Source organism: Amycolatopsis sp. NPDC003676, assembly GCF_053587275.1.
Window position 1 is genome coordinate 101,609 of sequence record NZ_JBSFNS010000009.1, and the last position, 26,334, is coordinate 127,942.

The window sequence follows — 26,334 nt, forward strand, 5'->3', positions numbered from 1 at the left end:
AGTCAGTCCTCCAGGGTCACGAGCACGTCGCCGTCGGAGACGACGGCTCCCTCGGCGACGTGGATCTTGGCCACCACGCCGTCGTCCTCGGCCTCGACCGGGATCTCCATCTTCATCGACTCGAGGACGAGCAGCACGTCCCCCTCGCTGACCTGGTCTCCGGTCGTCACAACGATTTTCCACACTGCAGCCGCACAGTCGGCGACGATTTCGTTCATGGTTTCTTCCTTGTCTGCACGGCGAGCGCACCTTGGCTGGCTTCGAGGAACGAGGCCACGACCTCGCGGGTCTCGCGCGGATCGATCATGTGCTCCACGCCGAACGCTTCGACGGTCCGCCACGGATCGACGAGCGAGCGCATGCGGTCCTCGATCTGTGCCCGCATCGCGACGGGGTCGTCCGACGCCTCGATTTCGCGCCGGTACGCGGCTTCCACTCCGCCTTCGATCGGAAGGTCGCCCCATTCGCCGCTCGGCCACGCCAGGCGCAGCCCGAGCCGGTCCGGGTTCGAGGTCGCGGAGACGGCGAGGCCGTAGGCCTTGCGCACTTGCACGGTGACGATGGGGACCGTCGCCTCGACCACCGACTGGATCGCGCGCACTCCCCAGCGCATGACGTTCGCCCGCTCCGCCTGCGGGCCGACCATGAATCCGGGGACGTCGACGAAGTAGAGGACCGGGAGGTGAAAAGTGGTGCAGAGATTCATCAGCCGCACCTGTTTCTCCGCCGCGGCGGCGTCCATCGCTCCGCCGAGATGCTGCGGATTGCTCGCGAGGACGCCGATCGGCATCCCGTCGATCCGGGCGAGACCGGTGACCAGGCTCTTGCCCCACCGGGAACCGATCTCGAAGAACGACTCCCGGTCGGCGACGGCCTTGATCACCTTGGCCGCGCGATAAGCCTGCCGCCGGTTCTCCGGGATGATCTCGAGCAGTTCCGGTGCGCGGCGGTCGACCGGATCGTCGCAGGACGTGCGTTCCGGGAGCTGCCAGACATTCTGCGGCAGATAGCTCAGCACCGCCCGCAGCTGGGCGATCGCGTCGTCCTCGTCCCGCGCCAGGTTGTCGACCGCGCCGCTCGCGGTCGCGACGGGACCGCCGCCCAGCTCGTGCTTGCCGATGTCGATGCCCAGCGCGCGCCGCACGAGCGGCGGGCCGCCGGCGAAGAGCACGGAATCCTTGGTCATCACCGAAAAGTGGCTGGCCACCGCCCGCGCCGCGCTGCCGCCGACCGCGGCGCCGCTCACCATCGTGAGGACCGGGACCTCGTCGAGAAGCTCGAAGGAACGCGTCCAGCTCACGGAACTGGTGAGATAGGTGTGCCCTTTGTCCTCCTGGGCCGCGACGTCCCCGCCGATGCCCTCCACGAACATCAGGAGCGGGATCTTGTACTCGTGGGCGAGATCCTCGACGAAGCCGCCCATCCCGCCCTTCATCCGGTCGAGGTAACTCTGCGGGGCGCCCGCGCGCACGGTGAAGTCCTCCCCGCCGAGCGCGACCGGGCGACCGTCCACTTTGGCCAGTCCGCACACGTAGCTCGACGGCAGCGTGCCGAGCCGGTTGCCGAGTGCGTCGCGCTCCTCGAAGACCGCGAATTCGCCGATCTCGCTGAAGCTGTCGGAAATCGCGGCGATGCGTTCGCGGATCGTGTACCGGCCCTGGTCCTTCTGCCGGGCGACCCGCCGTTCGCCGCCGAGCTTGCGAGCCTGCGCGCGGCGGACCTCGAATGCGTCCAGGGCGTCCGCCCAGCTGAATCCGCCGGGTGTGCTCATCGCGGCACCTCCATGACGTCGGGCGACGTGATGTCGCGGGAGAGCAGATGTTTCTGGACCACGCCGGTCCCGGCGCTGCGCACGAACTCGGAGCCGTCGGTGACCGTCAGGTATCTCGGCATCGCGAACCGGGGAAGCACCTTGCGGCAGTGCGCCACGAACTCGTCGGGCACCAGGTCGTCGCCGTCCGGGACCACGAAGACTTTGATCTCGTCCTCGCCGCCGTGCTCGTCGCGCACCGCGATGGCGACGCACTCCCGGACTCCGTCAGCCGTGTTCAGGCTGTGCTCCAGCTCCCAGACCGAGATGTTCTCGCCGCGCCGGCGGAAGCTGTCCGTCCGCCGGCCGTCGAAGTGAAGGAAGCCGTCGGCGTCGAGATGGCCGGAATCACCGGTGTGGAACCACAAATTGCGCCATGCCTCGACGGTCGCCTCGGGTCGGCGCCAGTAGCCGAGGGCCGTGAGGTGCGGACGACGCGGGCGGTAGACGATCTCGCCTGTTTCGCCCGCGGGCAGCGGGCGGTCGTTCTCGTCCACCACCCGCACCTCGATCGCGTCGTGCGGATGTCCCGCCGCGCCGCGGCTGCGCTGCTCGACGCTGTCCATCGCGATGCCGTCGCATTCGGTCTGGCCGAACAGGGTCAGGACGGGGATGCCGAGCCGGTCCTCGAACGTCTCGTAAGCGATCCGCGGAATCGGCGCCCCGATCATCCTGCTCAGCCGGTGCGACCCCGGTTCGGGCAGCTCGCCCTGCGCCAGAATCGACAGCATCGCCCCCACCCCCGCGGCCCACGTCGCCCCGAACTCGCGGACATCGGCGAAGTACTCACTGGCGGAAAACCGTTCGCGGAAGGCCATCGAGCCGCCCGACTGCACACACGCGGCGAGCTTGACGTGCCCGTCGACGTGGAAGAACGGCAACGGGAAGTACCCGACGTCGTCGGCGTCGAGACGGAGCCGGTCGGCCCAGATCTCGGCGAGATTCGAGAAGTACGCACGCGGGAGCATCACGCCTTTGGCCGGCCCCGTCGTTCCTGACGTGTAGAGGATGGTCGCGAGGTCGCCGGGACCGAATCCCCGCTGCGCCGCATCGAGTCCGTCCCGCGCCGTGTCGTCGACCGGATCCGCGGTCAGCTCGCTCATCGGCAGGACATCGCCGGACGCCGCCTCGCGCACCGGCCCCAGGCATTCGTCCTGGCAGGCGATCAGGCACGGATCCGAGTCGGCCAGGACGTGCGCCAGCATCGGGCCGCGGAGTTCGACGTTGACCGACACCTCGACCGCGCCGAGCCACCAGATGCCGAACATCCACACGACCCGGTCGATCGAATTTCCGCTCACCAGCGCGACGCGGTCCCCTGCGGACACCCCGCGGCCGCGCAGCGCCGCCGCCACGCGACGCGCCCGCTCCGCCAGCTCCCCGGTGGAGAGAACCTGGCCGCGCGTGCGGAGCAGCGGGCGGCCCGCGTCCCGGGCGACCGCGCGCAGCAGGTCGTCCACGGGGCTCACGCGACCGGCCGACCGCGGGCGGGACCTGGACCTGCTGACGTCGTTCACGAAGAGATCCCTTCGGTCCTCGGGGTTTCTTATTTCAGACGTTTGATATAGAACAGTTCTCGTCCATCCGCTGTCAACCCCCGTGGAGGTCGCGATGACTGGGAGCCCGCCATGACCTGGACGACGACAGTGCACCCGTGGTCGTCCGACTTCGACTACCTCGGACACCTGACCGCGGCCGTCTACCCGAAGGCGTTCGAGCAGGCGCGGGTGGACTACCTGCGCGACCGGTGGCGGACCCGCGCACCGGCCTATGTGGTTGCCGCGCAACGGATGCAGTACCTCAAGGAGGTCCTCGAGGCGGACGGCCCGCTCAAGGTCGCGCTCCGGCCGGTACGGGTGGGCCGCTCGAGCTTCGATCTCGCGGAACTGCTGTGCGATGCCGAAGGCGCCGTGTGCAACCGCTCCGATGCGACGCTCGTGGCCTGGGACCTCGAGACGCGCCGCCCGAGGCCGCTCACCGCGGGCGAACGCGACGCCCTCAGCGCGGACATCACCGCGTGAGCACCGGATTCCCGCTGTCCAAACAGGAGGTTGAACATCACTATGACTGCTGAACGCCGCACTGGAAAACGTGTCCTCGTCACGGGCGGCGCGGGCGAGATGGGCGCGCACGCCTGTCGTGTCCTGGCCGGTGCCGAGGAGATCGCCGAAGTACTTGTCGCCGACCGGAACGAGGCGGCTGCCACCGCACTCGCGGATGTGCTCGGCCCGCGGGCGAAGCCGCTCGCGCTGGACATCTCCGACGCGGCCGCGCTCGCCGGCGCGCTGTCCGGCATCGACATCGTGCTCAACACGACGGGGCCGTTCTACCGGTTCGGCCCGCTCGTCCTGCGCGCCGCGATCGCCGCCGGAACGCACTACCTCGACATCTGCGACGACTTCGAGCCGACGCTCGAGATGCTCGGTCTCGATGCCGCCGCGCGGAAAGCCGGCATCACCGCGGTGATCGGGGTCGGCGCGAGTCCCGGCATCAGCAACCTGCTCGGCGTGCTGGCGATGAACGAGTGCGACGCGGTGGAAACCGTCTACACCTCTTGGCGTGCATCGGGTTTCCAGCGCGCCGAGGTCGACGACAGCGTGCGGTCGTCCGCGGCGGTCGAACACTGGTTGCACAACTGCACCGCGACGATCAAAGCGTGGCGCGACGGCGGTCTCGCCGACACCCAGCCGCTCGAGGAGCGCACGCTCAGCTATCCGGGACGGGGCGAAGCGACGGTCTGGGTGTGCGGCCATCCCGAACCACTGACCCTCCCCCGCTCCCGAAGCGGTGTAAGGGAATCCCTGAATCTCATGACGTCCAGGCCGCGGTTGATGGAGGCGGTGATCCGCACGGCGAACCGGGTCCGCTCCGGCGAACTCGACGTGGCGGCAGCGAGCCGAGCCCTGGTTCTCGAACCGGGCACGATGGGCTCCGCCGCGGGTCCCGCGCCGTCGCTGCCGGTGCTCTTCGCCGTCGCGGAGGGAACGAAGGACGGCAAGCGAATCCGCGTCGGCGCCCGCCCCCTCGTCGTCCCCGACGACAGCATGGGCACGATGACCGGCATCCCGCTGGCCGTGGCGACGCTCATGACGGCGCGAGGCCAGTGCGGCCGACCGGGCGTCCACGGGCCGGAGGTCCTCGACGCCCGCACGTTCTTCGCAGACCTGGCTCAGCACGCGCGCCAGGCACCCGGAGACGAACGCCCTGCCGACGTCGTCGAGGTCGTCGTCGAGGAAATCGCCGCCAGGTAAGCAAGGAGGTGCACCTCGGCCGGGCCGAGGTGCACCTCCTTCGAACACTGTCACGGCGTTCAGGCCGCCGCGGGGCGCATCTCGATCCCGCGCGGATGGCGCAGCCGCGACACGCCCGTGGCAAGAAGAACCACCAGCGACATCCCGACGGCTGCCACATAGCCGGTGGTGTAGAGGGATTCCTTCGGCAAACCGGTCGCGGCGTCGGTGCCGGAACCGAGCACGGCGGAGATCACCGCCGAGCCGAATGCGAACCCGATGGCCATCGCGGTGCCGCCCATGCCCGAGGCCATTCCCGCCTTGTCCTCCGGGACGGCGTACTGCGGGACCGCGAAACCGCCGCTGTATCCGGCCCGGCTGCCGAGCCCGATGATCGCGGAACCGACGAGGTAGTGCCACGGCTGGCCGTGCGCCACAGCGAGCCACAGGAAACCCGCCGCCGACACGAGACCGCCGAACACGAGAACCACTCCGGGCCGTCCCTTCGCGACGAACTTCTCGGCAGCGGCCCCGCTGGCGAACATCGACAACGCGAACGGCAACATCAACAGGCTCGATTTCAACGCGTCGTATCCGAGCCCGTATCCCGCCGCGGCCGGGGTTTGCGTGTAGTAGGTCACCAGCAGCAGCAACGCGCCGTCCGTCGCGCCGAAAAGCCCGACCGCCAGGCACGAGGCGGAAACGTAAGGCTTCTTCAGCAGGCTGACGTCGAAGACCGACGTCGCGGACCGGCGTTCCGCCACTGCCCAGACCACACCGGCGACGACGCCCGCCGCCAGCAGAATGTAGGGCAGGCTCCCGGTCCAGACCGTGCCCTGCGAAAGGGCGAGGAGAACCAGGCCGAGCCACCCGATCATCCACGCAGTTCCGAGCACCCCCATGCGGCCGCGGGACGTCGCCCGTTCCGCCGGGAGGACAGCCACGAGCGCACCAGTCGTCAGCGCCAGCACCGCCGCCATCGCGTAGAAGAACGTGTCGACGGAGAAGTACTTGACCAGCACTCCGCCGCCGGTCAAACCCAGGACCACGCCGATTCCGCTCGCGATGATGGACACGCGCACCGCGACGCCGATCGCGCTCCCCGGCAGCAGCCGCCGCAGGAAAACAAGCGGGAGCAGCATCGAACCGCTGCCCAAGCCCATCAGCGCTGCCCCGGCGACCAACGCCGGGTAGGCATGGCCGATCGCGGCGACCAGCGCGCCGACAGTCATCACGACACCCGAAGCCAGCGCCGTCGTGCGGTCCCCGCGCAAATCCGACAGGCGCGGGATCAGCACGAAACCCGCGCCGGAGGCCAGCGTCATCGCGGTGAAAACCCAGGCCCCGGACGCGACGCTGAGGTGATACTGCGCCTGCATGTCCGGCAGCAAGGGCGGCAGCATGAACGCGATCGCATTCGTCACGGTCCCGAGGAATCCCGCCACGGCAATGAGCAACCAGCGGGCCGGCTCCCTTCCGGTGCCGATTCTCGCCGGCGTTCCGACCGCATCGTTGAGGTCTGTCATCCGTTTCTCCCGTAGTCAGTTGTCGGACCGAGCCGCACGCACTTCCTGCGCTCGGCGGTGCGAGCGGGCCGCGTTCTCGCGTGGTTGGCGAGGCTGCGCACCGCTTGGCTGCTTCCCGGAGGCCTGCCGATCGGCTCCCTCCGCGTCGATCAGGGCAGCGATGTCAGCCGCCGCCCTTTCCCCGGCGACGACCGCGCCCTCCATCGAGCCGGGCCACGCCGGAGACGCCTCCGAACCGGCGAAGTGCAACCGCCCGGCCGGTGCGGCGTAGCCCGGCCCGCAGGTGGTGAGCAGCCCAGGCGACCAGATCGGGATGCAGCCGGACGTCCAGCGCTCCTCGGTCCAGTTCGTCTCGTGGTACTCGTCGGGGCGCAGCGCCTGGTCGCCGAAAGCACGGGCCAGGCCGGCGAGGACTGCCTCGCGACGCTGCTCGGGGTCGCCGGGCATAGGATCGGGCAGATCCGCGCTGATCGCGCCATCGGCGCGCGCGAAGCCGACGAGTGCGCCCTGCCGTTCCTCCGGCGGAGTGTCGTCCCAGGTCAGCATCAACGGTCCGGCGTCGCTCATGCTCGCGCCGCTCAGTCCCTGACGACGCCAGAACGGTTCCGGATAGGTCACATGGACCTTGTAGGCGTGCGCCATCGACATCCGCTCGCCGATGGTCCGCTGGGGAAGCGGCAACTGCGGATCGATCTGGATGCCGGCCCGGTCCGGAGGGCTCATCGCGAGGACGACGCGGCGTGCGTGATGGGTGCCGGCCGGCGTGTCGACCTCGACCCCGTCGGCGTGCTGGCGGATCGCGAGGATCGGGGAACCCAAGGCGACCCGGTCGCCGAGGTCCGCGGCCATCCGGTGGCTCAGCTCGGCCGACCCGCCGGCGAACGAACGCTCGGCGCCGCCGGACAGCGACGCGAGAAGCGTCTCCACCCCGCCGATCAGGTTCAAGTGACGGACGACGAACAGCAAGGACAGGTCGCCCGGACGCGATCCCAGCGTCAACGCGCCGATGATCGCCCAGAGCGTGCGCGCTGTCGCCGTCTTGGTGCTGCGCCGGACCCAGGACTCGAAGGTGAGCGCGTCCAGCTTCGCTGCCTCTGGCGTCGCCAGCGCGTCGGCGCGGGGAGCGCGTTTGCACAGCCGGCCCAGCCGGACCAGGGACTGCGCGAAGTCCGCCGATCCAAGCGGGTCGGCGATCCACGGCATCGATCCGTCGAACTTGAGCACGCGGCCGCGGCGCTCGAACACCGCTTTGCCGCGCTCGTTGTGCGGCCAAGTCGGCACGCCGAGTTCTTCTCCCAGCGCGATGAGCCTCGTGTACTCAGGCCCGACCAGCTGTCCGCCTTCCTCGGCGAACCGCCCGTTCCCGAGCTGGTGGACCTTGGTGCGCCCGCCGACCCGGTCACGAGCTTCGAGCACTCGAAGGGACGTGACGCCCGCCTGGCTGAGACGACGCGCCGCAACGAGCCCGGACAGACCGGCCCCGACCACGATGACGTCGACCGTAGCGTTCTCGCGTTCCATGAATTCCTCGCTCTGCACCCAGACCTTCTGTCGCCGTTCACTGTCGTGACCGGGGTCACCCCGGCACTACGGCAACACCCACCGGCTGCGGCTCGGCGGTGGTGCACTGTTCACCAGGGCCGCCGGGCAACCAGACAACGCCGGGCAGAACGGGCACCGACCGTCCGCGTGATCGATTCGGCGCGCTCTGATCGTCACTGCGGCCGGGATCAGAAGGAGCCAGAGCGGCCGAAACCGCGGCGTCGCCTGAGCACCGGCCACACGGTCAGCCCTCGGAACAAACAGCGGCTCGGACAGGCGGTCCGCCACCGCACCGACACCGCCGACCAGCGTTGAACCCCGGCACAAGGGGCTGCCAGCGACATTCCGCAACATCTCCGGCTGCCCCAGCTACGCAGAACCCGGCACAGAACGTCATCAATGATCATTCGCGCATCCCCAAAACCGCGCGCGACCTGCACAATTGATACAGCTAGAAACAATTCCGAATTTGCCGAAACTCAACTTTTAATCCGCGGCTCTGGGTTCGAGCCCAAACAATCGACTCCGATGAACGTGTCGTGGAACCGCATACTCAGGTCGTCTGCGAGGTCTGCACCGGCGGCATTTCGCCGGACGCGGTGAAAAGCACTTCTCGTGCCGACAACTGCTGGCCAGTCAGCAACACATTGCGGCACCCCGGTAGCTGAGATTGCGGGCGTACGCGACGAAGACACCCGCGGGCTGCGGGACAGCCGGAGCGGCGCAGTCACGCGTCTCGTACGTCCAGCCTTCGTCAATCAGCCGCACGCACGCGAAACAGTCAGCGGGCGAGCCAGGGGGCCAGCAGCTTCTCCAGATCAGCATCCGACAACGCCCGCGGACCACCGTGAAACTCGTGCCAGCGCGACGCATCCCGCGCCGCCGTGTAGTCCACCTCGAACGCCCGCATCAACACATACATGAACGTCACCGAACTGAACCGCTCACCCAACAACGTCCGCGCCTCACGAGCCACCTCGGTCGCGCCACGACCCACCACATCAGCGAGCCGCAACTCCTCCGCAGCCGGCTCCAACAGGCTGGGCGCATACATCACGACAAACACTCCATCATCGAAACGAACAAACTCAGCCTTCAGCAGCCAACTGGCCACACGCCGCAGCGATGTCCTGACCGCGCGTATCCCGCACCGTGCACGCGACACCACCGGCATTCACCAGCCGCACGAACTCACGCTCCACCGGCTTCGGCGACGCATCCCACTTCGAACCCGGCGTCGGATTCAACGGAATCACGTTCACATGCACCAACTGACCCAAATGCTTCCGCAACCGCTTCGCCAGCAACTCCGCCCGCCACGGCTGGTCGTTGATGTCCCGGATCAACGCATACTCGATCGACACCCGCCGGCCCGACGTATCCGCGTAATACCGCGCAGCCGACAAAACCTCGTCCACCGACCAGCGATTGTTCACCGGCACCAACGTGTCCCGCAGCTCATCGTCCGGCGTATGCAACGACACCGCCAACCGAACCTGCATCCGCTCGTCCGCCAACTTCCGAATCGCCGGAGCCAAACCCACCGTCGACACCGTCACCGAACGCTGACCAATACCCAGCCCGCCCGGAGCAGGATCCGTGATCCGACGCACCGCGGCCACCACGCGCTTGTAGTTCGCCAGCGGCTCGCCCATGCCCATGAAGACGATGTTCGACAGCCGACCCGGGCCGCCGGGCATCGAGCCGTCTCGCATGACCGCGGCGGCGTCGCGGACCTGGTCCACGATCTCCGCCGTCGAGAGGTTGCGGTCCAGGCCGCCCTGGCCGGTCGCGCAGAACGGGCACGCCATGCCGCAGCCGGCCTGGCTCGAGATGCACAGCGTCGCGCGGTCCGGGTAGCGCATGAGCACGCTCTCCAGCAGCGTCCCGTCGTGCGCGCGCCACAGGGTCTTGCGGGTCGCGCCGCCGTCCGCGGCCAGTGCGCGCACCTCGGTGAGCAGCGGCGGCATCAGGTCGGCCACGAGCTTGTCGCGCGAGGCGGCCGGGATGTCGGTCATCTCCGCCGGGTCGACGGTGAGCCGCGAGAAGTAGTGGTTCGACAACTGCTTGGCGCGGAACGCCTTCTCCCCCAGTTCGACCACGGCCTCGGCTCGCTCGGCCACCGTGAGGTCGGCGAGATGGCGCGGCGGCAGGCCGCGCTTGGGCGCGTCGAAAACAAGAGGGAGGGCAGTCATGACCGATCAAGTGTCTCATACGCGCGAAGCCCGCGCTCCTCCCCCTCGCCGCGCGGCGGGCGAAGCGGGGCAGCGACCGGGCGCCGGCGCGGTACGAGCGGAATGCCGACCGACGAACGACGGCGCCGGATCAACGGAAAAACACCCTACGAAGGTCGGATTGCCGAATGCTTTCCGAGATGAATTCCCCTATAATCGAAGGCAGTCGCCTTTCGCGGGGCGCGAACAGAATCGACCGGCGTAGAAATATCCGCGGCCACTCGGCGGCGGAATACCGCCGTTAGTCGGTAGTTGCCGCGTTCCTTGCGCGCGTACCGTTCTGTGCGTCTCACCCTTCCCCACCGGCCCGGTAATTCCCCGGGCCGGCCGGTCTTCCCCTTTGGAGGATCCCGTGAAAGTGCCCTCTTCGATTCTGCGCGGAATCGCCGTGGCCGCGACCGTCGCCTCGGCCGCGCTCGCCGTTCCCGCCGCGGCGGACGCCGGCGAAACGAACATCTCGATGCAGGCCCAGCAGAAAGACCAGTGGTGCTGGGACGCCAGCGGCAACACGATCGCCTCGTTCTGGGGCTATTCCCTGACCCAGACCCGGTTCTGCCAGATCGCGCACAACGAGTCCGGCAGCGACTGCGCCAACAACCAGGGCTACCTCAGCGACCAGCAGCGAGTTTTCCGCTACCTCGGGTTCCGCAGCGTCGGCTCCTACAATTCCAACGGCTACCGGCTTTCCTTCTCCGGCATCAAGAACCAGATCGACGCCGGGCAGCCGATCGGCACCCGGATCGGCTGGACGTCGGGCGGCGGCCACATGCACGTCCTCTACGGCTATGACGACTCGAACGGCAGCAGCATCGTCGAATACGGCGATCCGTGGCCGTCGAACAACCGCTACAACTCGATGAACTACAGCTCCTACGTGTCCAACAACCAATTCGACTGGACCCACACCGTCTACGGAATGGTGGGCTGAGACAATGCTGCGAACCATCCTCCGCACCACAGTCCTTTCCGGAGCCATCGCCGCCGCCGCGTTCGCCGCGAACCCCGCGTTCGCCGCGGAGTCGCCGACCGGTCCGTCGCCTTCGGACACCGCCGCGATCTCCGGGCTGCTCGCCAGCCCCGGCACCGCCGCCCGCCTCGCGCACACGAAGTTCCCCGGCGCGGCGCCAGCAGCAGCGCACGCCAGCCGCGCCGCCGCGGACGCCCAGACCCAGATCCCGGTCTACGAACCGACCGCGGCCTTCATCAACGGCGAGTCCGACGTTCCCGCCGCACTCGCCTACGTCGCGTCTCCGGCCCGCCTCGCCGACGGCCGGGAAGCGACCGTCTGGGCGCAGCCGAGCAAGGCCGGGTGGCAGGTCATCAACGTCGCCTCGGGCAACGACGAGCAGGCCCACGCGGCTGCCGCGCACGGCGGCTACCTGCTGCACGAACCGCAGGTCAACGCCTGGTACTCGGTCAACGGCGACAGCGTGACCGTCCTCGACGGCGCCGTCTCCGGCGTTCCCGCGGGCACCCGGGTCACCCTGGCTGCCTACCGGGCCGAGCTGCAGAAACGCTACGGCGACAAGCTGCCCGGCTCGACCTACGACAAGACCGGCGCGGGCGGCGGATACGCCGTTCCGGCCCCGAACACCGGCTCGGACGGCAACCCGGCCACCGCACTCGCCATCGGCGGGGCGGCCGCGGCAGCCGCGGGCGGCGCGTTCTTCCTGCGCCGCCGTTCCCAGCACAGCAAGTGATCACCCCGGCAGGGGCGCGCCCGCCGCGCCCCTGCCGCGATCACTCGTCGCCGAGAGCCGCGGCCCACCGGCCCGCCCACGAAACGAGCGGCCGCAACGCCTCGAACGCCTCCCGGCCCAGCGTCGTCAACGCGTAGTGCGATTCGCCGGTCTGCCGCACCAACCCGGCCTCGGCGAGTTCGACCAGGCGTTGCCGCAGCACGCTCGAAGACATCCCGTCGCACCGTTGCTGCAGCGCGCGAAAACCGAGAGTGTCGACCTGCAGTTCCCAGACGATCCGCAGGCACCACCGCCGCCCGAAGAGATCGAGCGCGGCCATCAGCGGACGGCCGGTCGTGGAGCCCCGGACCGGCTGCCCCGGCTTCGGCGTCGCCATCGGAATCTCCTTGTGCTTCGATTTCCGAAACACTAACATCGGCCGCCATGATTCGATTTCCGAAGCAGGTCTGCGACACGCTCGGCGTCGACGTGCCGATCGTGCAGGCCCCGATCGGCTCAGCGGCCACCCCCGCGCTCGCCGCGGCGGTCTCGAACGCGGGCGGCCTCGGGACGCTCGCCCTCACCTGGACCGACCCGGACGAGGCGATCCGCCGGATCCGCGAGGTGCGCCGCCGCACGGACCGGCCGTTCGCGGTCAACCTCGTGCTCGACTTCCCGATCGACGACGTCCTCGACGCCTGCCTCGCCGAGGACGTCCCGATCATCTCCACGTTCTGGGGCGACCCCGGCAAGATCGCCGCGCGGGTCAAGGACGCGCGGCTGATCCACACCGCGGGCTCAGTCGCCGAAGCCCGGCAAGCGGCGGAGGCAGGCGTCGATGTCGTTGTCGCGCAAGGCTGGGAAGCGGGTGGACACGTGCGCGGCCAGGCCTCGACGCTCGTGCTGGTGCCCGCCGTCGTGGACGCGGTCGCGCCGATTCCCGTCCTCGCCGCGGGCGGAATCGCCGACCGCCGCGGACTCGCCGCAGTGCTCGCTCTCGGCGCACAAGGCGGCTGGCTGGGCACCCGATTCCTGACCGCGACCGAAGCGGCGACCCACGATTCCTACCGCGAAGCCGTGCTCGCCGCCGAACTCGAGGACGCCGTCCACACCCGCTGTTTCGACGGCGGCTGGCCCGACGCTCCGCACCGCGTCTTGCGCAATTCGACGCTCACGCAATGGGAAGCGGCGGGCGAACCGCGTACGGAACGCCCCGGCGAAGGCGACGTCGTGGCAACGGACGCGGCCGGGAAGCCGTGGCATCGCTACGACGACATGGTTCCCGTGCCGGGCATGACCGGCGATCTCGAAGCTCTGGCGCACTACGCCGGTCAAGCCGCGGGATTGGTCCGAAACGTCGCTCCAGCAGCGGAGATCGTCGCGGACCTCGTCGGCTAAGCCTGCTCCACCGCCGCCGGAAGCTCGACCGGTTGCCGCAGCGCGTCCAGCACCGCGTTCACCGCCGCCCGGCGCGGCGAACCTCGCCGGGTGACCGCGACGATCGTGCGCGTCACCGGCGTCGCCAGCGATTTCGTCGCGACCCGGTACCGCGGGTCCACCGCCAGCCCGGGCAGCAACGCGATGGACAGCCCGGCCTCGACGTGCTGCAACGTCATCAGGTAATTGCTGAACCGGCACACCACCCGCGGCTCGAACCCCGATTCGCGACAGAGCCGCAGCGTCAGATTCGCCATGTAGGACGGGGGAATGTCGAGCGCCCACGGTTCGCTCGCGTAGTCCGCGAGCACGGCGGGACCGCGCGGCTCCGGCCGGTCGAGCGCGGTGACCAGCACGATCGGGTCGGTCGCCAGCCGGATGATCTCCAGGTCGGGACCGAGCGGCAGGTCGGCGAAATCGGTGGTGGTGATGACGATGTCGCTGTCGCCGGCCCGGAGCGCGGGCACGCTTTCGTGCGGTTCCCGTTCCGCCACTTCGGTTTCCAGCCGCGGATAGGCCTGCGCGAGCCGGGTCGCGGCGGGCACGGCGAAGGTGTGGATCGCGCTCTGGAACGCGCCGATCCGCACCAGCCCGGCCGGTTCGTCGCCGCGCAGTTCGGCCTCGACCGCGTCGAGGTGGTCGAGGATCGCGCGCGCCTGCCGGGCCAGTTTCTCCCCGGCGGGCGTCAGCCGGACGCGCCGGCCAGTGCGTTCCAGCAGCCGGGTGCGCGTTTCGGTTTCCAGCACCGCGAGCTGATGCGACACCGTGGAGGCGCTGAGATTCACGTCCTGCGCGACCGCGCGAACGGTGCCGAGCACGGCAAGGCGACTCAGGAGGCGCAGCCGCCACGGGTTCAGCATGTCCTCATCGTTGTTCGATGCCATCGCACAGGCAAGCGGAAACTGTGAGATGGACGCGGCGCTCGACCCAGCTCTACCGTCGAAGCCATGGGCACCGACACCTTTTGGTCCGACGTTGACCGGCACCTCGTCCGCTACGCCGGCCCTGGCTCGTTCACCGGCGAGATCATCGACCGTGCCGAGGGCAGCTTCGTCTTCACCGAGGACGGACGGCGGATCCTCGACTTCACATCCGGGCAGATGAGCGCGATCCTCGGGCACGCGCATCCGGAGATCGTCGAGACCGTCCGGAAGCAGGCCGCGAAGCTTGACCACCTGTTCAGCGGGATGCTGAGCCGCCCGGTCGTCGACCTCGCGCGGCGGCTCGCCGAAACGCTCCCGGACCCGCTGGAGAAGGCGCTGCTGCTCACGACCGGAGCCGAGTCCAACGAGGCCGCGCTGCGGATGGCCAAGCTGGTGACCGGCAAGCACGAGGTCGTCTCGTTCGCCCGGTCCTGGCATGGGATGACGCAGGCCGCCGCGAGCGCCACCTACAGCGCCGGACGCAAGGGTTACGGCCCCGGCGCACCCGGCAACTTCGCCATCCCGGTGCCCGGCGCGGACTGGGAGCACCAGCTGGACCTCGCGTTCGACCTGATCGACGCGCAGTCCGTCGGCAGCCTCGCCGCGTGCCTGGTGGAGCCGATCCTCAGCTCCGGCGGGATCCTCGTGCCGCCGCCAGGGTATTTCCAGGCACTGCAACGGAAATGCCGGGAACGCGGCATGCTGCTGATCCTCGACGAGGCCCAGACCGGGTTGTGCCGCACCGGAACCTGGTACGCCTTCGAACACGACGGCGTCGTCCCGGACATCCTCACCGTGTCCAAAACTCTCGGCGCCGGGCTGCCGCTCGCCGCCGTGCTGACGAGCGCGGAAATCGAGCAGGAAGCCCACGAACGCGGGTACCTGTTCTTCACCACGCACGTCTCGGACCCGCTCCCCGCCGCAGTCGGAAATACGGTGCTGGACGTCCTGATCCGCGACCGTCTCGACGAACGCGCCCGCGACCTCGGCACCCGGCTGCGCACCGGCCTGGACGAAATCGCGGCACGGCACGAGTCGGTCGGCGAAATCCGCGGCCGTGGACTGCTCGCCGGACTGGAACTGAGCGGCGGCGGCCCGGACGCGGACAAGCTCGGCGCCCGCGTGACGCAGCGGTGCCTCGAACTCGGGCTGCACATGAACATCGTGCAACTGCCCGGGATGGGCGGGGTGTTCCGGATCGCGCCGCCGCTGACGGCCTCCGACAGCGAGATCGACCTCGGACTGTCCATTCTGGACGAGGCGATCGGGGACGTCTCGTAGCTCAGCGCGGAATGCGGCCGGCGATCGCGGTCGCCGCCTTCCTGCCGATCTCGCAAGTGTCCACGGCCACGGTCACCAGCTCGTGGGTCGTCACCGCGAGGATGACCGCGCAGGTCCTGGTCCCCGGGTCGGTGTTCTCGATCGTGCCCGCCGGATACCCGGTGATGTCGGGGATCGGCTTGACTGACGGGTTCTTGAACATGCCGAAGTAGCCTTTGAGATCGACCTCGGAGATGATGACGCCGTATCCGCTGCCTTGGCACCAGCGGCCGACGGTCTTGGGCGCGGCACCGCTCTTCTGACTGAGTTCGGGCACGTCAGAGGGCTTGAGCAGGCTGCACGGGTCGGTGTTCGCGAGCGGTGCGTCGGTCTTGCCGTCCGGCGCGGCACCGCGGTCGGCGGTCCGGACATTCTGCTCGACGCCCTCGGTGCTGCCGCAGGCCGCGAGTCCCAGCACACCGGCCAGGACCACAGCGGCCGTCACCGCCACACTGCGCATCGATTCCCCCAGGAGTTTGGTCTGAGCAGGGACAGTACGGCACCCGGCGTCCGGTTCCCCCTACTCGTCCCGGTTCAGGGGTGGGTCCCCGCCCTCGCCGCGATTAGCGTCCGCGGGGTCAACGCTGCTGCCGGGGGTGGGGAAATGCGGTCCAAAGCTACCGTCCTGATACTCGTTCTGACGTTGCTCGGCACCACCCCAGCCTCCGCGAGCCCGGCCATCGCGCTCGACGGTCTTTCCCGCCCGGTCGACCTGCTCGTCGACAAGTGGGGCGTCCCGCACATCTACGCCGCCAACACCTCAGACCTGTTCTACGCACAGGGATTCACCGTCGCCCGCGACCGGCTCTTCCAGCTCGACACCTGGCGCCGCCGGGGGCTCGGGTTGCTCAGCGAGGTCCTCGGCGAGTCCTATGTGGACCAGGACCGCGCCGCCCGGCTGTTCCTCTACCGCGGCGACATGAAGAAGGAATGGGCCGCCTACGGTCCTGAAGCCAAACTCGCCGCCACCCGGTTCGCCGAGGGGATCAACTCCTACGTCGACTGGCTCGCCAAGCATCCCGAAGCGGCCCCGCCGGAGTTCGGCAAGCTCGGCTACCAGCCGTCGCACTGGCAGCCCGAGGACGTCGTCCGCATCCGGACGCACGCGATCGGCGAGAACCTGATGTGGGAGGTCGCCCGCGCGCAGATGGTGTGCCAGGCCGGGCCGAACGCGAGCAAGTACCTCCGCAGCCTGCACCCCGACCACGAGGCCGCGGTGCCCGAAGGCCTGGATCCGTGTTCAGTCCCCGGTGACGTGCTTTCCGTGTACAACAAGGCAACCGCGGCCGTCACGTTCCCGAAGGGCGTCGCCGGGCCGAAGAACATCGCCGACGCCACCAGCGGCAGCAACTCGTGGGCGATCGGCCCGAACCGCACGGCAACCGGACGGCCGATCCTCGCCAACGACCCGCACCGAGGCGCCGACGCGCTGCCGTCCGGTCGTTACGTCGCGCAGCTTTCCGCGCCCGGCCTGAACCTCACCGGTGCGGGTGAGCCGTGGAACCCGGGCATCGCCATCGGGCACAACGATTCCGTCGCGTTCGGGCTGACGAACCTGCCGGTCGACCAGACCGACCTCTACGTCTACGACCTCGACCCCGCCGACCACAGCCGGTACCGCTACCGCGGCGGCTGGGAACCGATCACGAAGGTCACCGAAACCATCCCGGTGCTCGGCGGCCAGCCGGTCACCCGCGAACTGTCGTTCACCCGGCACGGCCCGATCGTGAAGGTCGACGAAGCGGCGAACCGGGCGTTCGCCGTCCGCACCGCGTGGACCGAACCGGGCAGCGCCGCCTACCTCGGCAGCCTGAACTACCAGCGCGCCCGCGACTTCACCGAATTCACCGCCGGAATGCGCAAGTGGGGCGCGCCCGGATCGAACCTCGTCTACGCCGACGTCCACGGCGACATCGGCTACGTCCCCGGTGCGCTGACCCCGCGCCGCACCGGGGCCGGATACGACGGCCTGCTGCCCGTCCCCGGAGACGGCCGCTACGAATGGAGCGGCTTCTACGCCAACTCCGAACTTCCGTGGCAGCACAACCCGCCGGCCGGATTCTTCGCCTCCGCCAACGATTACAACCTTCCGCCGGGTTTCCCGGTGGTGTCCAACTACGAATGGCAGCTGCCGTACCGCAAGGAGCGGATCGACGAGCTGATCAAGTCCACGCCGCGCGCCCGCGTCGCCGACTCGCTCGCCATCCAGCGCGACGAAAAGTCCTTGCTCGCCACCCGCATCACCCCCTACCTGCGGAACCTGTCGTCCACCGATCCGGACACCGCGAAGGCGCTCGAACTGATGCGCGGTTTCGACGGCGTCGCCTCGGTGGATTCCGCCCCGGCTGCGCTGTACGAAACGTGGCTGCTGAAGTACCTCCACGGCGGCTGGGCGCACACGATGCTCCCGCAAGCCGCCGCGGATGTCCTGTCCCGCACCATCAATCCGGATTTCAGCCTCGTGCTCGCGTCCTTCGCCGACCCCGACGCGTGGTTCGGCCCGGGCGGCGCGGCCAAGCGCGACAAGCTGATCCTCGACACGCTCCCGCTCGCTTTCCACGACGTCGCCGGGAAACTCGGCGGCGATCCGGCGAAATGGCGCTGGGGCTCGCTGCAGTACCAGGAGTTCGTGCACCCGGCGGGCGGCCCGAATGTCGGCCCGACCCCGGTCGGCGGCGACTACCAGACCGTCCACCCGTCGTTCTTCCATCCGCTCACCTACCAGCAGATCATCGGCGCGACCTTCAAGATGGCGCTCGACGTCGGCGACTGGGACGCGTCGCGGGCGATCAACGCGCCTGGCCAGTCCGGCGATCCGCGCAGCCCGCACTACCGCGACCTGAACGACCTGTGGGCGTCCGGCGGCTCGTTCCCCCTGCTCTCGAGCCGCGCAGCGGTCGAACGGAACCTCGACGCCCGGATCCGGCTGGTCCCGAGGCTCACTTCGGGAAGCTAGCCCGCAGCCGGACGAGCGGGACCGCCGCGCAGGCCAGCAGCACGGCGCAGGCCGTCTGCAGCAGCAGGAACCAGAACGGGCACGCGCCCGGGATCAGGTCGACGCCGACGAGAGCGACCGGAGCGACGATCGAGATGAACCGCGCCCGCTGATAAGCCCGGTTCGACCCCTTCGCCGCGAGCGAGACCAGCCAGTACATGATCACGGCGCTGACCGGCACCAGAGCGGACCGCGTCCACATGAAGCTGGTCGCCGTCCCCTCGGTGGCCGCCAGCACGACGATCGTCCCGAAGACGGCGACGCCTGCCGCTCCGTAAGCCGCGACGAACCCCTTCACGAGGCCGAACGGACGCTGGGCGGCGGTGGCGGCGGGGCGTTCGATGGTCTGCATTGCTGTTCTCCCTTGTGGTTTTCCGTTGTGCCAGCAACGCTAGAAAGCCGCGGCCCGGCCCGGTATGGGTCTGGCCGCACGAGGGGGTGGGCCTGGACCCACTCCTGTCCCGCGACGGCGGGAATCCGGCGTTTCGTGGTGCACAGTGGACCCCGAAGCCGGATGGACAGGGGGAAGAAACGATGCGACAGCTACGGTCCTGGATGCGCGACTGCGGGGTGGGATTCGTCCGCGCCGCCCAAGCCGCGGGCGTGGCCTTGCTGATCCCGGTGGTGTGGGCCGCCGCGGTGGGCCTGTGGCAGTTGTGGGGCGGCAGCCCGTGGTCGTGGATCGCGCCGTTCATCTGGGCGGCGATCGGGACACTCGCGCTGGCGAAGCCGGTGTGCCGGATGACGCGGATCATGGTCGCGAACTGGACTGGCATCGTCCTGCCGCCCGGATACCGCGAGCTGGCGCCGATCACCCAGCTCTCGACCGGATACTGGTGGAACGGCCACTCCTACGCCCGCACTCGCGAAGAAGCCCGGCGCGAGCAGCGGCTCAAGAACTGGCGCTACGACCCGGCGACCTGGCGGGACCTGCGGTTCGCGCTCCTCGCGCCGGTCTCGTTCGGCCTGGTCGCGCTCGTGCCGCTGCTCGGCGTCGTCGCGGCGGTCCTGGCGCTGACGGCCTTCCCCGCCGGATACCTGGCCGGTCTCCTGGTCACGGTCGCGACCGCGCCGTACGCGTGGCGAAGCGTGATCCCGGTGGCCACGCGGTTCCTGGGCGCGTCCGCCACGATGGAGCTGGCTGACCGGGTCGACACGCTGACCGCCCTGCGCGCGGACACGACCATCGCGCAGGCCGCGGAAATCCGCCGCATCGAACGGGATCTGCATGACGGTGCGCAAGCCCGGCTGGTCGCCCTCGGCCTCGCGCTGGCGACGGCGGAGAAGCTGATGGAGACCAATCCCGAGCAGGCCAAGGAGTTGCTGCGCGACGCCCGCGCCGGCGCGGCCACGTCGCTCACCGAATTGCGCGAACTCGTGCGAGGCATTAGCCCGCCGGTGCTGAACGAACGCGGCCTCGCCGACGCGGTCCGCGCGATGGCGATGGACATGCCGGTGGACGTGACCGTCGAAACCGACCTGCCGCAGCCGCTCGATCCGCCGATCGAATCCGCGCTGTACTTCGGGATCGCCGAACTGCTCGCCAACGCGGTGAAGCACGCGCACGCGTCCCAAGTCCGGATTTCCCTGCTGCAGGAGGGGAATCAGCTGTGCGCCGAGGTCGAGGACGACGGCCGCGGCGGGGCCGAAATCCACCCGGACGGCGGGCTCGGCGGACTGCGCCGCCGCCTCGCGGTCTTCGACGGCACGCTGGAGATCACCAGCCCATCCGGCGGGCCGACGCGAGCGTGGATGATGGTGCCATGCGCATCGTCGTAGCCGAGGACCTCTACCTGCTGCGGGACGGATTGGTCCGGCTCCTGCAGGCCTACGGCCACGAGGTGGTGGCGACCGCGACGACCGGCCCGGAAACCGTCGCCGTACTGCGGGAACACCGGCCGGACGTGGCCGTGGTCGACGTCCGGATGCCGCCGACACAAACCGACGAAGGCCTGCGCGCGGTCCTCGCCGCGCGCCGCGAGACGCCCGGGTTGCCGGTGCTGATCCTGTCGCAGCACGTCGAACAGCTTTATGCCCGCGAACTCCTGGTCGGCGGGGCGAGTGGCGTCGGATATCTGTTGAAGGACAGCGTTTTCGAGGCCGAACAGTTCATCGACGCCCTCGAACGCGTCGCCGCTGGCGGCACCGCGATGGATCCGGCGGTGATCTCGAAACTGCTCACGAGCGGATCGCCGGATCAACGGCTCGGCACGCTGACCGACCGCGAGCGTTCGGTGCTGGAGCTGATGGCGGAAGGCCTGTCGAACACGGCGATCGCCGGGCGGCTGTTCCTAAGTGAAAGCGCGATCAGCAAGTACACGACGTCGCTGTTCGGCAAGCTCGGCATCACCGACGACGAAACCGGCAACCGTCGTGTCCTGGCAGTGCTGACCTACCTGAACTCGTGAGTGCTGATCACGGTTCTAACCGTGATCAGCACTCACGAGGGCGTCAGCCGACCAGATTATCGAAGCGCCGCAACGTTTCCTCCGCGCCCAGCGCCTGCGTGATCGAGTGCAGATCCGGGCTGCGGGTCGACCCGGTGATCGCGATCCGGATGATCTGCGACGCCTCGCGAATCGAACCCGGATAAGCCTCCGGATCCTTCTTGTATTCCTTGGCGTTCTTCGCGAACCCGTGCTTCGCCGCGACCTCGCGGATCTGCTGGAACCACTCCTGCCCGTCGTCGAGCTGCTGATACGCCGACACGAAGTCCGAGGCCACCGCACGCACCACATCCGCCGGAACGCCCAGCGCCGCGATCCGCTCGTCCTCGGGACCGGTCGCCGCCTGGTGCAGCTGCGGGAAGAAGAACCCGTAGACGGCGCGGAATTCGCTCCACTTCTTCAGGTCCTTGCGCGGGTTCTCGACGCCCTCGCGCTCCACCGCCAGCGCGCGCAACGCCAGCTCCCGCGAAGACTCCAGAACCGCCTTCAGCTCCGGATCGAAGCGCTCGGCCCACTCCAGCACCGACGCGAGGATCTCCTCGCCGGACAGCGTCGCGACATAGTCGGCGGCGAGGTCGTCCAGCTTCACCAGGTCCACCAGCGGACCGGCGACGCCGCACTCGTCGAGGTTGATCGGCGCGTCGAGCGCTTCGGCGAGCGGCATCTCGGCGAGCCGTCCGTTCGCCAGGCCGCGCAGGTAGTACAGCACCGCCGGGACCGGGTAGCCGGCTTCCAGGTAGAAGTCGACGGAGGCTTCCGGGTCCTTGCGCTTGGACAGCTTCCGCTTGCTGCCGCCCTCCTGCTTCATCAGCGGCGCGATGTGCGCGTACTGGATCGGCTCGAACCCGAGCGCTTCGAAGAGCTGCTGGTGCGTCGGCACCGACGAGATCCACTCGTCGCCGCGGATCACCAGGTTGACCCGCATCAGGTGGTCGTCGACCGCGTGCGCGAAGTGGTAGGTCGGCAGCCGCGGGCTCTGGTCGGAGCTCTTGAGGATCACCACGTCGTTGCGGTTCGCCTCGGCCTCGATGGTGCCGCGGATCGCATCGGTGAAGCGCACGCGCTGCCCGGTGTCGTCCGGCGCGCGGAAGCGGACCACCCACGGCTCACCCGCGTCGAGCTTCGCCTGTACGTCGGCCGCGTCAGCGTCGCGCCAGATCGCCCAGGAGCCGTAGTAGCCCGTCGGGAGCTTCGTCGCCTGCTGTCGCGCAGTGATGGACGCCAGTTCGTCCTTTGTCGCGAAGTCGATGTACGCACGGCCTTCGCGCAGAAGGTGCCGTACGTAGGTGAGGTAGATCTGCTCGCGCTCGGACTGCCGGTACGGGCCGTACTCGCCGCCGCGCACCGCGTCCTCGTCGGCCTGCAGCCCGAAGTACGCGAAGCCGCGCTCGAACTGCTCCAGCGCGCCCTCGACTTCGCGCGACTGGTCGGTGTCCTCGACGCGCACCAGGTAGCGGCCCTCGGAACGGCGCGCGACGTCCTGGTCGATCGTCGCGACGTAGATGCCGCCGATGTGCACGAAGCCGGTCGGCGACGGGCCGAACCGGGTCACCTTCGCGCCGTCGGGCAGCTGCCGGGCCGGATAGCGCTGTTCCCAGTGCTCAGGCTCGGGCAGATCCGCGGGGAACAGGGCGTCGATGACCGCACGGTCCAGCATCGGAGGTCGGGTCTCCCAGGTCGTTCGGGTGTTTTCGCTAGTGCTTCGAGTATCGCCGACCGCCGTCTCCGCCGGTCGCTCAGGTCCCCGGGTTGTCGGCACGGTTGCCAACCGACCGTTTTCGATATATCGTGAACGTGTCGCAACAGTTCGAGAAAGGAAATCAAGACCATGAACCGACGACGACACCCGTTCCCCGGCGGACATCACGAACACGGAGAACACGAACAGCACGGACGGTCCTCGTTCGGCCCCTGGGGCCGGGAATTCGGCGAGTTCGGGTTCGGGCCGGGCGGTCGCGGACGACGCGGCCACGGTCCGGGCGGCGAACGCCGGGGCTCCCGGCGCGGCCGGCGCGGCGACGTGCGGGCGGCGATCCTCACCCTGCTCGCGGAACAGCCGCGGCACGGGTACGAGATCATCCGCGAGATCGGCGAGCGCAGCGGCGGGCTTTGGAAGCCCAGCCCCGGCTCGATCTACCCGACCCTGCAGATGCTGGCCGACGAAGGCCTGGTCGTGAGCCGCGACGAGAGCGGCAAGAAGCTCTTCGAGCTCACCGACGAGGGTCGCGCCACCGCCGAGCAGCAGACCGGCACGCCGCCGTGGGAGCACTTCACCGACGACGTCGAACCGGTCGAGCACGACCTGCGCAAGGCAGGCGCCACGCTCGCCGCGGCTGTCGTGCAGGTGATGCGCGCGGGCAGCGAGAACCAGCAGGCCCGCGCGGTGGACGTGCTCAACGAGGCACGCCGGTCGATCTACTCGATCCTCGGCGAGGTCGAAGACTCGGACGATTCGGCCGAGTCCGGAGAGGCAGCCGAGTGACCGGGCAGGACGAGGCCGGTGGGTTTGACGCGGCAATGCACGCGATAACCCACCGGCAGCGTCACCTCGCCCGGCCCAGGGTTCAGCTGCCGCGTGTCGGCGATCGCCCGCTGCGCGACCTTAGCGCTGAACTCGATCTTCAACACTGATTCCGCCGCGGCGAAGTCCGCGAAGCGCCAACGCGTGCGTACGCGCCGACAGTTGAAGCCGTGCGCGGCGAAGAACCGTTCCACCGCAGGCGGGTCGTAGTGCGGCAAGTCTGCCCGCATCCACCCGCCGTACGGCTCACTGGTCACGTCGAGGTCGACGATCACGATCGATCCTCCGGGCCGCAGCACCCGTTCCGCTTCGCGCAATCCGGGTTCGCAGCCAGGGCCGAAGAAATACGCAGTGCGCGCGTGCACGACGTCCACGCTGGCGTCGTCCACCGGCAATCGCTGCGCCCGTCCCACGCGAACCCGCACGTTCTCCAGATCCCGCACCCGTCGCTCCGCGTCCCGCGCGAGCGGCGGGTGCGGTTCGATTCCGAGCACCGAACGCGCGTCGGCGGCGAAGACCGGCAAGTGGTATCCGTCACCGCAGCCGAGATCGAGAACGTCGCGGCCGGTCCAATCGCACTCTTCGCGCAGTACGCGCCAGATCTCGCCGTCCGCGTCCTGCGCCCGGTTTTCGACGTCGTAGACGTCCTGGTAGTACCAAATGTTCGGGCTGGGAACGACTTCTCCGGACGCCGCCGGACCGCGGAAGAACCAGCGCACAACACTCCTCTCCGGTCACGGGACGCCTGCGGCTTTCCCGCTCAGAGCGTAGAACCCCGTCCCGCCGAATACACTTCTCCCTCATCGGGGAGGAGACACGCAATGTCGATCGGCTGGCCAGGCGCCCGGACGATCCCGGCAGGATTGCCCTGCTGGGTCGAGGTGGCGTGCCACGACGAAGCCCGGACCCAAGACTTCTACTCCCGCCTTTTCGGCTGGGAATACGAAACCCGGCGCGATCCCGCGTCGCCGACCGGCCGGTACTCCATCGCCTCGTGCGACGGGGTCGCCGCCGGTGGTCTGTACCAAGCAGGCGCCCGCAGCGCGCCCGGCTGGACTATGCAGCTCGCGGTGCCGCACACGGCGAGCGCGGCCGAATGGGTCGAGCACCTCGGCGGACAGGTGACGCTCGGGCCGATCGCGATTCCCGAACGCGGCAGCATCCTGCACGCGATCGACGCGTGCGGCGCGCCGGTGGTGTTCTGGGAAGCGCCGCCGGACTGGCAGTTCGCGGGCGGCGTGCCCAACGCGTTCAGCGGCGCGGACCTCAACACGCACGACGGCGTGGCCGCGGACCACTTCTACACCAAGCTGTTCAACTACTCGAGCCGTCAGGTCGGCGACGGGGAAAGCGTCGACTATGTCGAATATTCCATTGAGCACACGGCGGTGCTGTACCGCTACGTGATGGGTCCCGAGTACCGCCGGGACACTCCCCCGCACTGGCTCGTGTACTTCGAGATCGACCCCGCGCGCGGAGCGGACGCGGCGGCCGGCGAGGCGCTGATGCTGGGCGGCTCGGTGGTGATCGAGCCGTACGACACGCCGTTCGGCCGCACCGCGATCCTCGCCGATCCGGACGGCGCGGTGTTCGCGGTGATCGACCACTCGCGGGTGCTGGAAGACGTGGGCCGCGCCGAAGTCGACGACCCGTACGACGACTGAAAACTCAGGCGGGAACGAAGGCCGACAGCAGCAGCCACGACACGACGGCCGAGGGCAGCAGCGAGTCGAGGCGGTCCATGATGCCGCCGTGACCGGGCAGCAGCGTGCCCATGTCCTTGATGCCGAGATCGCGTTTGATGAGCGACTCGACGAGGTCGCCGAGCGTCGCGGTGAGCACGATCGCCGCGCCGAAGATCACGCCCTGCCAGGCGTGGCCGTCCAGCATCAGGCTGATCGTGAGCACACCCGCGGCGATGCCCGCGATCATCGAACCGGCGAAGCCCTCCCAGGACTTCTTCGGGCTGATCGTGGGTGCCATCGGGTGTTTGCCGCCGAGCACGCCGGCGATGTAGCCGCCGGTGTCGGAAGCGACCACGGCGATCAGGAAGGTGAGCACGCGGCCGACACCGTCGTGCGGCGGCACGAGCATGGCCGCGAACGCGCCGAACAACGGCAGGTACGCGGCGGCGAAAACCGAAGCGCTGACGTCGCGCACGTAACCCTTCGCGCCGCCGGGCAAGCGCCACAGCAGGCAAGCGAGGACGGTAAGCACGAACGCGGTGAGCGCGCCCTCCCGGCCGAACGGCCAGGCCAGCCAGATCATCGCCTGCCCGCCGACGAGCACCGGGATCAGCGCGACCTTGGTGTCCGCGACGCGGCGCAGCACGCCGGAGAACTCGAACGTGCCGACCGCGATCGCGGCGGCGATGACCCCGATGAAGAGGAACCGGACGGTGACCAGGGAAACGATGATCGCGGCCCCGAGCAGCAGCCCGACACCGATCGCCGCGGGAAGGTTGCGCCCTGCCCGGGACGCCTTCTTCTCCGGTTCGGCTTTCGCGTCGTTCGCGGGACCGCCTTCGGCTTTCGCGCCTTGGCCCGGTTCGGCCGCAGCCTTCCCGCCCTGGCCCGGCTCGCTCGCGGCTTTCGCGCCCTTGCCCGGCCTGCCCGCGGAAACGCCTTTCCCGCCCTGGCCCGGCCCGCCCGCGGGAACGCCTTTCGCTGA

Annotated in this window: 24 protein-coding genes and 1 pseudogene; 11 read left to right on the forward strand and 14 right to left on the reverse strand. The window is 69.2% G+C overall.

The window, feature by feature from the left end:
* Positions 1 to 2: 2 nt before the first annotated feature.
* Genes ACWDNU_RS08185 through ACWDNU_RS08195 form a run of 3 tightly spaced genes read right to left on the reverse strand, consistent with a single transcriptional unit; the run spans position 3 to position 3,270 of the window.
* Positions 3 to 218: a biotin/lipoyl-binding carrier protein gene (locus tag ACWDNU_RS08185; RefSeq protein WP_182895677.1), complete on the reverse strand. Its 216-nt coding sequence runs from the start codon at positions 216 to 218 to the stop codon at positions 3 to 5.
* On the reverse strand, positions 215 to 1,771 hold the full coding sequence (locus ACWDNU_RS08190) for an acyl-CoA carboxylase subunit beta (RefSeq protein ID WP_449668272.1): 1,557 nt from the start codon (positions 1,769 to 1,771) through the stop codon (positions 215 to 217). Before ACWDNU_RS08190 ends, ACWDNU_RS08185 begins: the two co-directional genes overlap by 4 nt.
* Positions 1,768 to 3,270 (reverse strand): AMP-binding protein, encoded by a 1,503-nt coding sequence (locus ACWDNU_RS08195; RefSeq protein ID WP_449668273.1) that lies wholly within the window; start codon positions 3,268 to 3,270, stop codon positions 1,768 to 1,770. The genes ACWDNU_RS08190 and ACWDNU_RS08195 overlap by 4 nt, the downstream gene beginning before the upstream one ends.
* 168 nt (positions 3,271 to 3,438) lie before the next feature.
* On the opposite strand from ACWDNU_RS08195, the gene ACWDNU_RS08200 reads away from it, so the two are divergent.
* Positions 3,439 to 3,831, forward strand: coding sequence for an acyl-CoA thioesterase (locus ACWDNU_RS08200; RefSeq protein ID WP_449668274.1), 393 nt, complete (start codon positions 3,439 to 3,441; stop codon positions 3,829 to 3,831).
* A 42-nt stretch (positions 3,832 to 3,873) separates the two neighbouring features.
* The gene (locus ACWDNU_RS08205; RefSeq protein ID WP_449668275.1) at positions 3,874 to 5,061 is read left to right on the forward strand and encodes a saccharopine dehydrogenase NADP-binding domain-containing protein; all 1,188 of its coding nucleotides are present in this window, start codon (positions 3,874 to 3,876) and stop codon (positions 5,059 to 5,061) included.
* A 59-nt stretch (positions 5,062 to 5,120) separates the two neighbouring features.
* Here the strand turns inward: ACWDNU_RS08205 and ACWDNU_RS08210 are convergent, their stop codons facing one another.
* The 4 genes from ACWDNU_RS08210 to rlmN form a co-directional block, all read right to left on the reverse strand.
* Positions 5,121 to 6,464, reverse strand: coding sequence for an MFS transporter (locus ACWDNU_RS08210; protein ID WP_449668276.1), 1,344 nt, complete (start codon positions 6,462 to 6,464; stop codon positions 5,121 to 5,123).
* 117 nt (positions 6,465 to 6,581) lie between these two features.
* Complete coding sequence (locus ACWDNU_RS08215; protein WP_449668277.1) at positions 6,582 to 8,105, reverse strand: flavin monoamine oxidase family protein; 1,524 nt, start codon at positions 8,103 to 8,105, stop codon at positions 6,582 to 6,584.
* A gap of 784 nt (positions 8,106 to 8,889) precedes the next feature.
* Positions 8,890 to 9,162: a hypothetical protein gene (locus tag ACWDNU_RS08220; protein ID WP_134733184.1), complete on the reverse strand. Its 273-nt coding sequence runs from the start codon at positions 9,160 to 9,162 to the stop codon at positions 8,890 to 8,892.
* 34 nt (positions 9,163 to 9,196) lie between these two features.
* Entirely contained in the window at positions 9,197 to 10,303 is a 1,107-nt protein-coding gene (gene rlmN / locus ACWDNU_RS08225) for a 23S rRNA (adenine(2503)-C(2))-methyltransferase RlmN (RefSeq protein ID WP_370939420.1), read from the reverse strand.
* Positions 10,304 to 10,700: 397 nt separating this feature from the next.
* Here rlmN and ACWDNU_RS08230 point away from each other — a divergent pair, with 397 nt between their 5' ends.
* Positions 10,701 to 11,270, forward strand: coding sequence for a papain-like cysteine protease family protein (locus tag ACWDNU_RS08230; protein ID WP_449668278.1), 570 nt, complete (start codon positions 10,701 to 10,703; stop codon positions 11,268 to 11,270).
* 4 nt (positions 11,271 to 11,274) lie between these two features.
* Positions 11,275 to 12,042: an LPXTG cell wall anchor domain-containing protein gene (locus ACWDNU_RS08235; protein WP_449668279.1), complete on the forward strand. Its 768-nt coding sequence runs from the start codon at positions 11,275 to 11,277 to the stop codon at positions 12,040 to 12,042.
* Positions 12,043 to 12,082: 40 nt separating this feature from the next.
* Here ACWDNU_RS08235 and ACWDNU_RS08240 read toward each other — a convergent pair whose 3' ends face one another.
* Positions 12,083 to 12,418 carry a winged helix-turn-helix transcriptional regulator gene (locus ACWDNU_RS08240; RefSeq protein ID WP_449668280.1) on the reverse strand — a complete coding sequence of 112 codons (336 nt, stop codon included), beginning with the start codon at positions 12,416 to 12,418 and terminating at the stop codon, positions 12,083 to 12,085.
* Positions 12,419 to 12,465: 47 nt separating this feature from the next.
* Here ACWDNU_RS08240 and ACWDNU_RS08245 point away from each other — a divergent pair, with 47 nt between their 5' ends.
* A complete protein-coding gene (locus ACWDNU_RS08245) occupies positions 12,466 to 13,419 on the forward strand; it encodes an NAD(P)H-dependent flavin oxidoreductase (RefSeq protein ID WP_449668281.1) in 954 nt (317 codons plus the stop codon).
* Here the strand turns inward: ACWDNU_RS08245 and ACWDNU_RS08250 are convergent.
* Positions 13,416 to 14,318: a LysR family transcriptional regulator gene (locus ACWDNU_RS08250; RefSeq protein ID WP_449668282.1), complete on the reverse strand. Its 903-nt coding sequence runs from the start codon at positions 14,316 to 14,318 to the stop codon at positions 13,416 to 13,418. The two genes, ACWDNU_RS08245 and ACWDNU_RS08250, sit on opposite strands and share 4 nt — an antisense overlap.
* Positions 14,319 to 14,405: 87 nt before the next feature.
* Between ACWDNU_RS08250 and ACWDNU_RS08255 the strand changes: the two genes are divergently transcribed.
* Positions 14,406 to 15,662, forward strand: coding sequence for an aspartate aminotransferase family protein (locus ACWDNU_RS08255; protein ID WP_449668283.1), 1,257 nt, complete (start codon positions 14,406 to 14,408; stop codon positions 15,660 to 15,662).
* 1 nt (position 15,663) lies between these two features.
* On the opposite strand, the gene ACWDNU_RS08260 is transcribed toward ACWDNU_RS08255, so the two are convergent.
* Complete coding sequence (locus tag ACWDNU_RS08260; RefSeq protein WP_449668284.1) at positions 15,664 to 16,161, reverse strand: DUF3558 family protein; 498 nt, start codon at positions 16,159 to 16,161, stop codon at positions 15,664 to 15,666.
* A 144-nt stretch (positions 16,162 to 16,305) separates the two neighbouring features.
* Here ACWDNU_RS08260 and ACWDNU_RS08265 point away from each other — a divergent pair, with 144 nt between their 5' ends.
* Positions 16,306 to 18,657: a penicillin acylase family protein gene (locus ACWDNU_RS08265; RefSeq protein WP_449668285.1), complete on the forward strand. Its 2,352-nt coding sequence runs from the start codon at positions 16,306 to 16,308 to the stop codon at positions 18,655 to 18,657.
* Here ACWDNU_RS08265 and ACWDNU_RS08270 read toward each other — a convergent pair.
* Positions 18,641 to 19,048, reverse strand: a complete 408-nt coding sequence (locus tag ACWDNU_RS08270) for a hypothetical protein (protein ID WP_449668286.1) — start codon at positions 19,046 to 19,048, stop codon at positions 18,641 to 18,643. The genes ACWDNU_RS08265 and ACWDNU_RS08270 overlap by 17 nt on opposite strands.
* A gap of 182 nt (positions 19,049 to 19,230) precedes the next feature.
* Here ACWDNU_RS08270 and ACWDNU_RS08275 point away from each other — a divergent pair, with 182 nt between their 5' ends.
* Together ACWDNU_RS08275 and ACWDNU_RS08280 are read left to right on the forward strand one after the other, a co-directional pair.
* A complete protein-coding gene (locus tag ACWDNU_RS08275; RefSeq protein WP_449668287.1) occupies positions 19,231 to 20,475 on the forward strand; it encodes a sensor histidine kinase in 1,245 nt (414 codons plus the stop codon).
* Positions 20,460 to 21,104, forward strand: coding sequence for a response regulator transcription factor (locus tag ACWDNU_RS08280; protein WP_344286024.1), 645 nt, complete (start codon positions 20,460 to 20,462; stop codon positions 21,102 to 21,104). Before ACWDNU_RS08275 ends, ACWDNU_RS08280 begins: the two co-directional genes overlap by 16 nt.
* Before the next feature lie 43 nt (positions 21,105 to 21,147).
* On the opposite strand, the gene ACWDNU_RS08285 is transcribed toward ACWDNU_RS08280, so the two are convergent.
* Positions 21,148 to 22,800, reverse strand: coding sequence for a glutamate--tRNA ligase (locus ACWDNU_RS08285; RefSeq protein WP_449668288.1), 1,653 nt, complete (start codon positions 22,798 to 22,800; stop codon positions 21,148 to 21,150).
* Between the two features lie 171 nt (positions 22,801 to 22,971).
* On the opposite strand from ACWDNU_RS08285, the gene ACWDNU_RS08290 reads away from it, so the two are divergent.
* Positions 22,972 to 23,625: a PadR family transcriptional regulator gene (locus tag ACWDNU_RS08290; RefSeq protein ID WP_449668289.1), complete on the forward strand. Its 654-nt coding sequence runs from the start codon at positions 22,972 to 22,974 to the stop codon at positions 23,623 to 23,625.
* Here the strand turns inward: ACWDNU_RS08290 and ACWDNU_RS08295 are convergent.
* Positions 23,559 to 24,383: a class I SAM-dependent methyltransferase gene (locus ACWDNU_RS08295; RefSeq protein ID WP_449668290.1), complete on the reverse strand. Its 825-nt coding sequence runs from the start codon at positions 24,381 to 24,383 to the stop codon at positions 23,559 to 23,561. The two genes, ACWDNU_RS08290 and ACWDNU_RS08295, sit on opposite strands and share 67 nt — an antisense overlap.
* A 102-nt stretch (positions 24,384 to 24,485) precedes the next feature.
* Between ACWDNU_RS08295 and ACWDNU_RS08300 the strand changes: the two genes are divergently transcribed.
* A complete protein-coding gene (locus ACWDNU_RS08300; protein WP_370939439.1) occupies positions 24,486 to 25,328 on the forward strand; it encodes a VOC family protein in 843 nt (280 codons plus the stop codon).
* Positions 25,329 to 25,332: 4 nt separating this feature from the next.
* On the opposite strand, the pseudogene ACWDNU_RS08305 reads toward ACWDNU_RS08300, so the two are convergent.
* A pseudogene (locus ACWDNU_RS08305) lies at positions 25,333 to 26,166 on the reverse strand (phosphatidate cytidylyltransferase); the annotation flags it as partial.
* Positions 26,167 to 26,334: the final 168 nt, after the last annotated feature.

What these genes read in the sequence shown, in the direction of transcription:
- ACWDNU_RS08190 (WP_449668272.1), bottom strand. Translation starts at nt 1,771, where the DNA reads ATGAGCACACCCGGCGGATTCAGCTGGGCGGACGCCCTGGACGCATTC.
- rlmN (WP_370939420.1), bottom strand. Translation starts at nt 10,303, where the DNA reads ATGACTGCCCTCCCTCTTGTTTTCGACGCGCCCAAGCGCGGCCTGCCG.
- ACWDNU_RS08185 (WP_182895677.1), bottom strand. Translation starts at nt 218, where the DNA reads ATGAACGAAATCGTCGCCGACTGTGCGGCTGCAGTGTGGAAAATCGTT.
- ACWDNU_RS08235 (WP_449668279.1), top strand. Translation starts at nt 11,275, where the DNA reads ATGCTGCGAACCATCCTCCGCACCACAGTCCTTTCCGGAGCCATCGCC.
- ACWDNU_RS08200 (WP_449668274.1), top strand. Translation starts at nt 3,439, where the DNA reads ATGACCTGGACGACGACAGTGCACCCGTGGTCGTCCGACTTCGACTAC.
- ACWDNU_RS08220 (WP_134733184.1), bottom strand. Translation starts at nt 9,162, where the DNA reads ATGTATGCGCCCAGCCTGTTGGAGCCGGCTGCGGAGGAGTTGCGGCTC.
- ACWDNU_RS08280 (WP_344286024.1), top strand. Translation starts at nt 20,460, where the DNA reads ATGCGCATCGTCGTAGCCGAGGACCTCTACCTGCTGCGGGACGGATTG.
- ACWDNU_RS08205 (WP_449668275.1), top strand. Translation starts at nt 3,874, where the DNA reads ATGACTGCTGAACGCCGCACTGGAAAACGTGTCCTCGTCACGGGCGGC.
- ACWDNU_RS08290 (WP_449668289.1), top strand. Translation starts at nt 22,972, where the DNA reads ATGAACCGACGACGACACCCGTTCCCCGGCGGACATCACGAACACGGA.
- ACWDNU_RS08275 (WP_449668287.1), top strand. Translation starts at nt 19,231, where the DNA reads ATGCGACAGCTACGGTCCTGGATGCGCGACTGCGGGGTGGGATTCGTC.
- ACWDNU_RS08285 (WP_449668288.1), bottom strand. Translation starts at nt 22,800, where the DNA reads ATGCTGGACCGTGCGGTCATCGACGCCCTGTTCCCCGCGGATCTGCCC.
- ACWDNU_RS08255 (WP_449668283.1), top strand. Translation starts at nt 14,406, where the DNA reads ATGGGCACCGACACCTTTTGGTCCGACGTTGACCGGCACCTCGTCCGC.
- ACWDNU_RS08250 (WP_449668282.1), bottom strand. Translation starts at nt 14,318, where the DNA reads ATGCTGAACCCGTGGCGGCTGCGCCTCCTGAGTCGCCTTGCCGTGCTC.
- ACWDNU_RS08270 (WP_449668286.1), bottom strand. Translation starts at nt 19,048, where the DNA reads ATGCAGACCATCGAACGCCCCGCCGCCACCGCCGCCCAGCGTCCGTTC.
- ACWDNU_RS08260 (WP_449668284.1), bottom strand. Translation starts at nt 16,161, where the DNA reads ATGCGCAGTGTGGCGGTGACGGCCGCTGTGGTCCTGGCCGGTGTGCTG.
- ACWDNU_RS08240 (WP_449668280.1), bottom strand. Translation starts at nt 12,418, where the DNA reads ATGGCGACGCCGAAGCCGGGGCAGCCGGTCCGGGGCTCCACGACCGGC.
- ACWDNU_RS08245 (WP_449668281.1), top strand. Translation starts at nt 12,466, where the DNA reads ATGATTCGATTTCCGAAGCAGGTCTGCGACACGCTCGGCGTCGACGTG.
- ACWDNU_RS08265 (WP_449668285.1), top strand. Translation starts at nt 16,306, where the DNA reads ATGCGGTCCAAAGCTACCGTCCTGATACTCGTTCTGACGTTGCTCGGC.
- ACWDNU_RS08300 (WP_370939439.1), top strand. Translation starts at nt 24,486, where the DNA reads ATGTCGATCGGCTGGCCAGGCGCCCGGACGATCCCGGCAGGATTGCCC.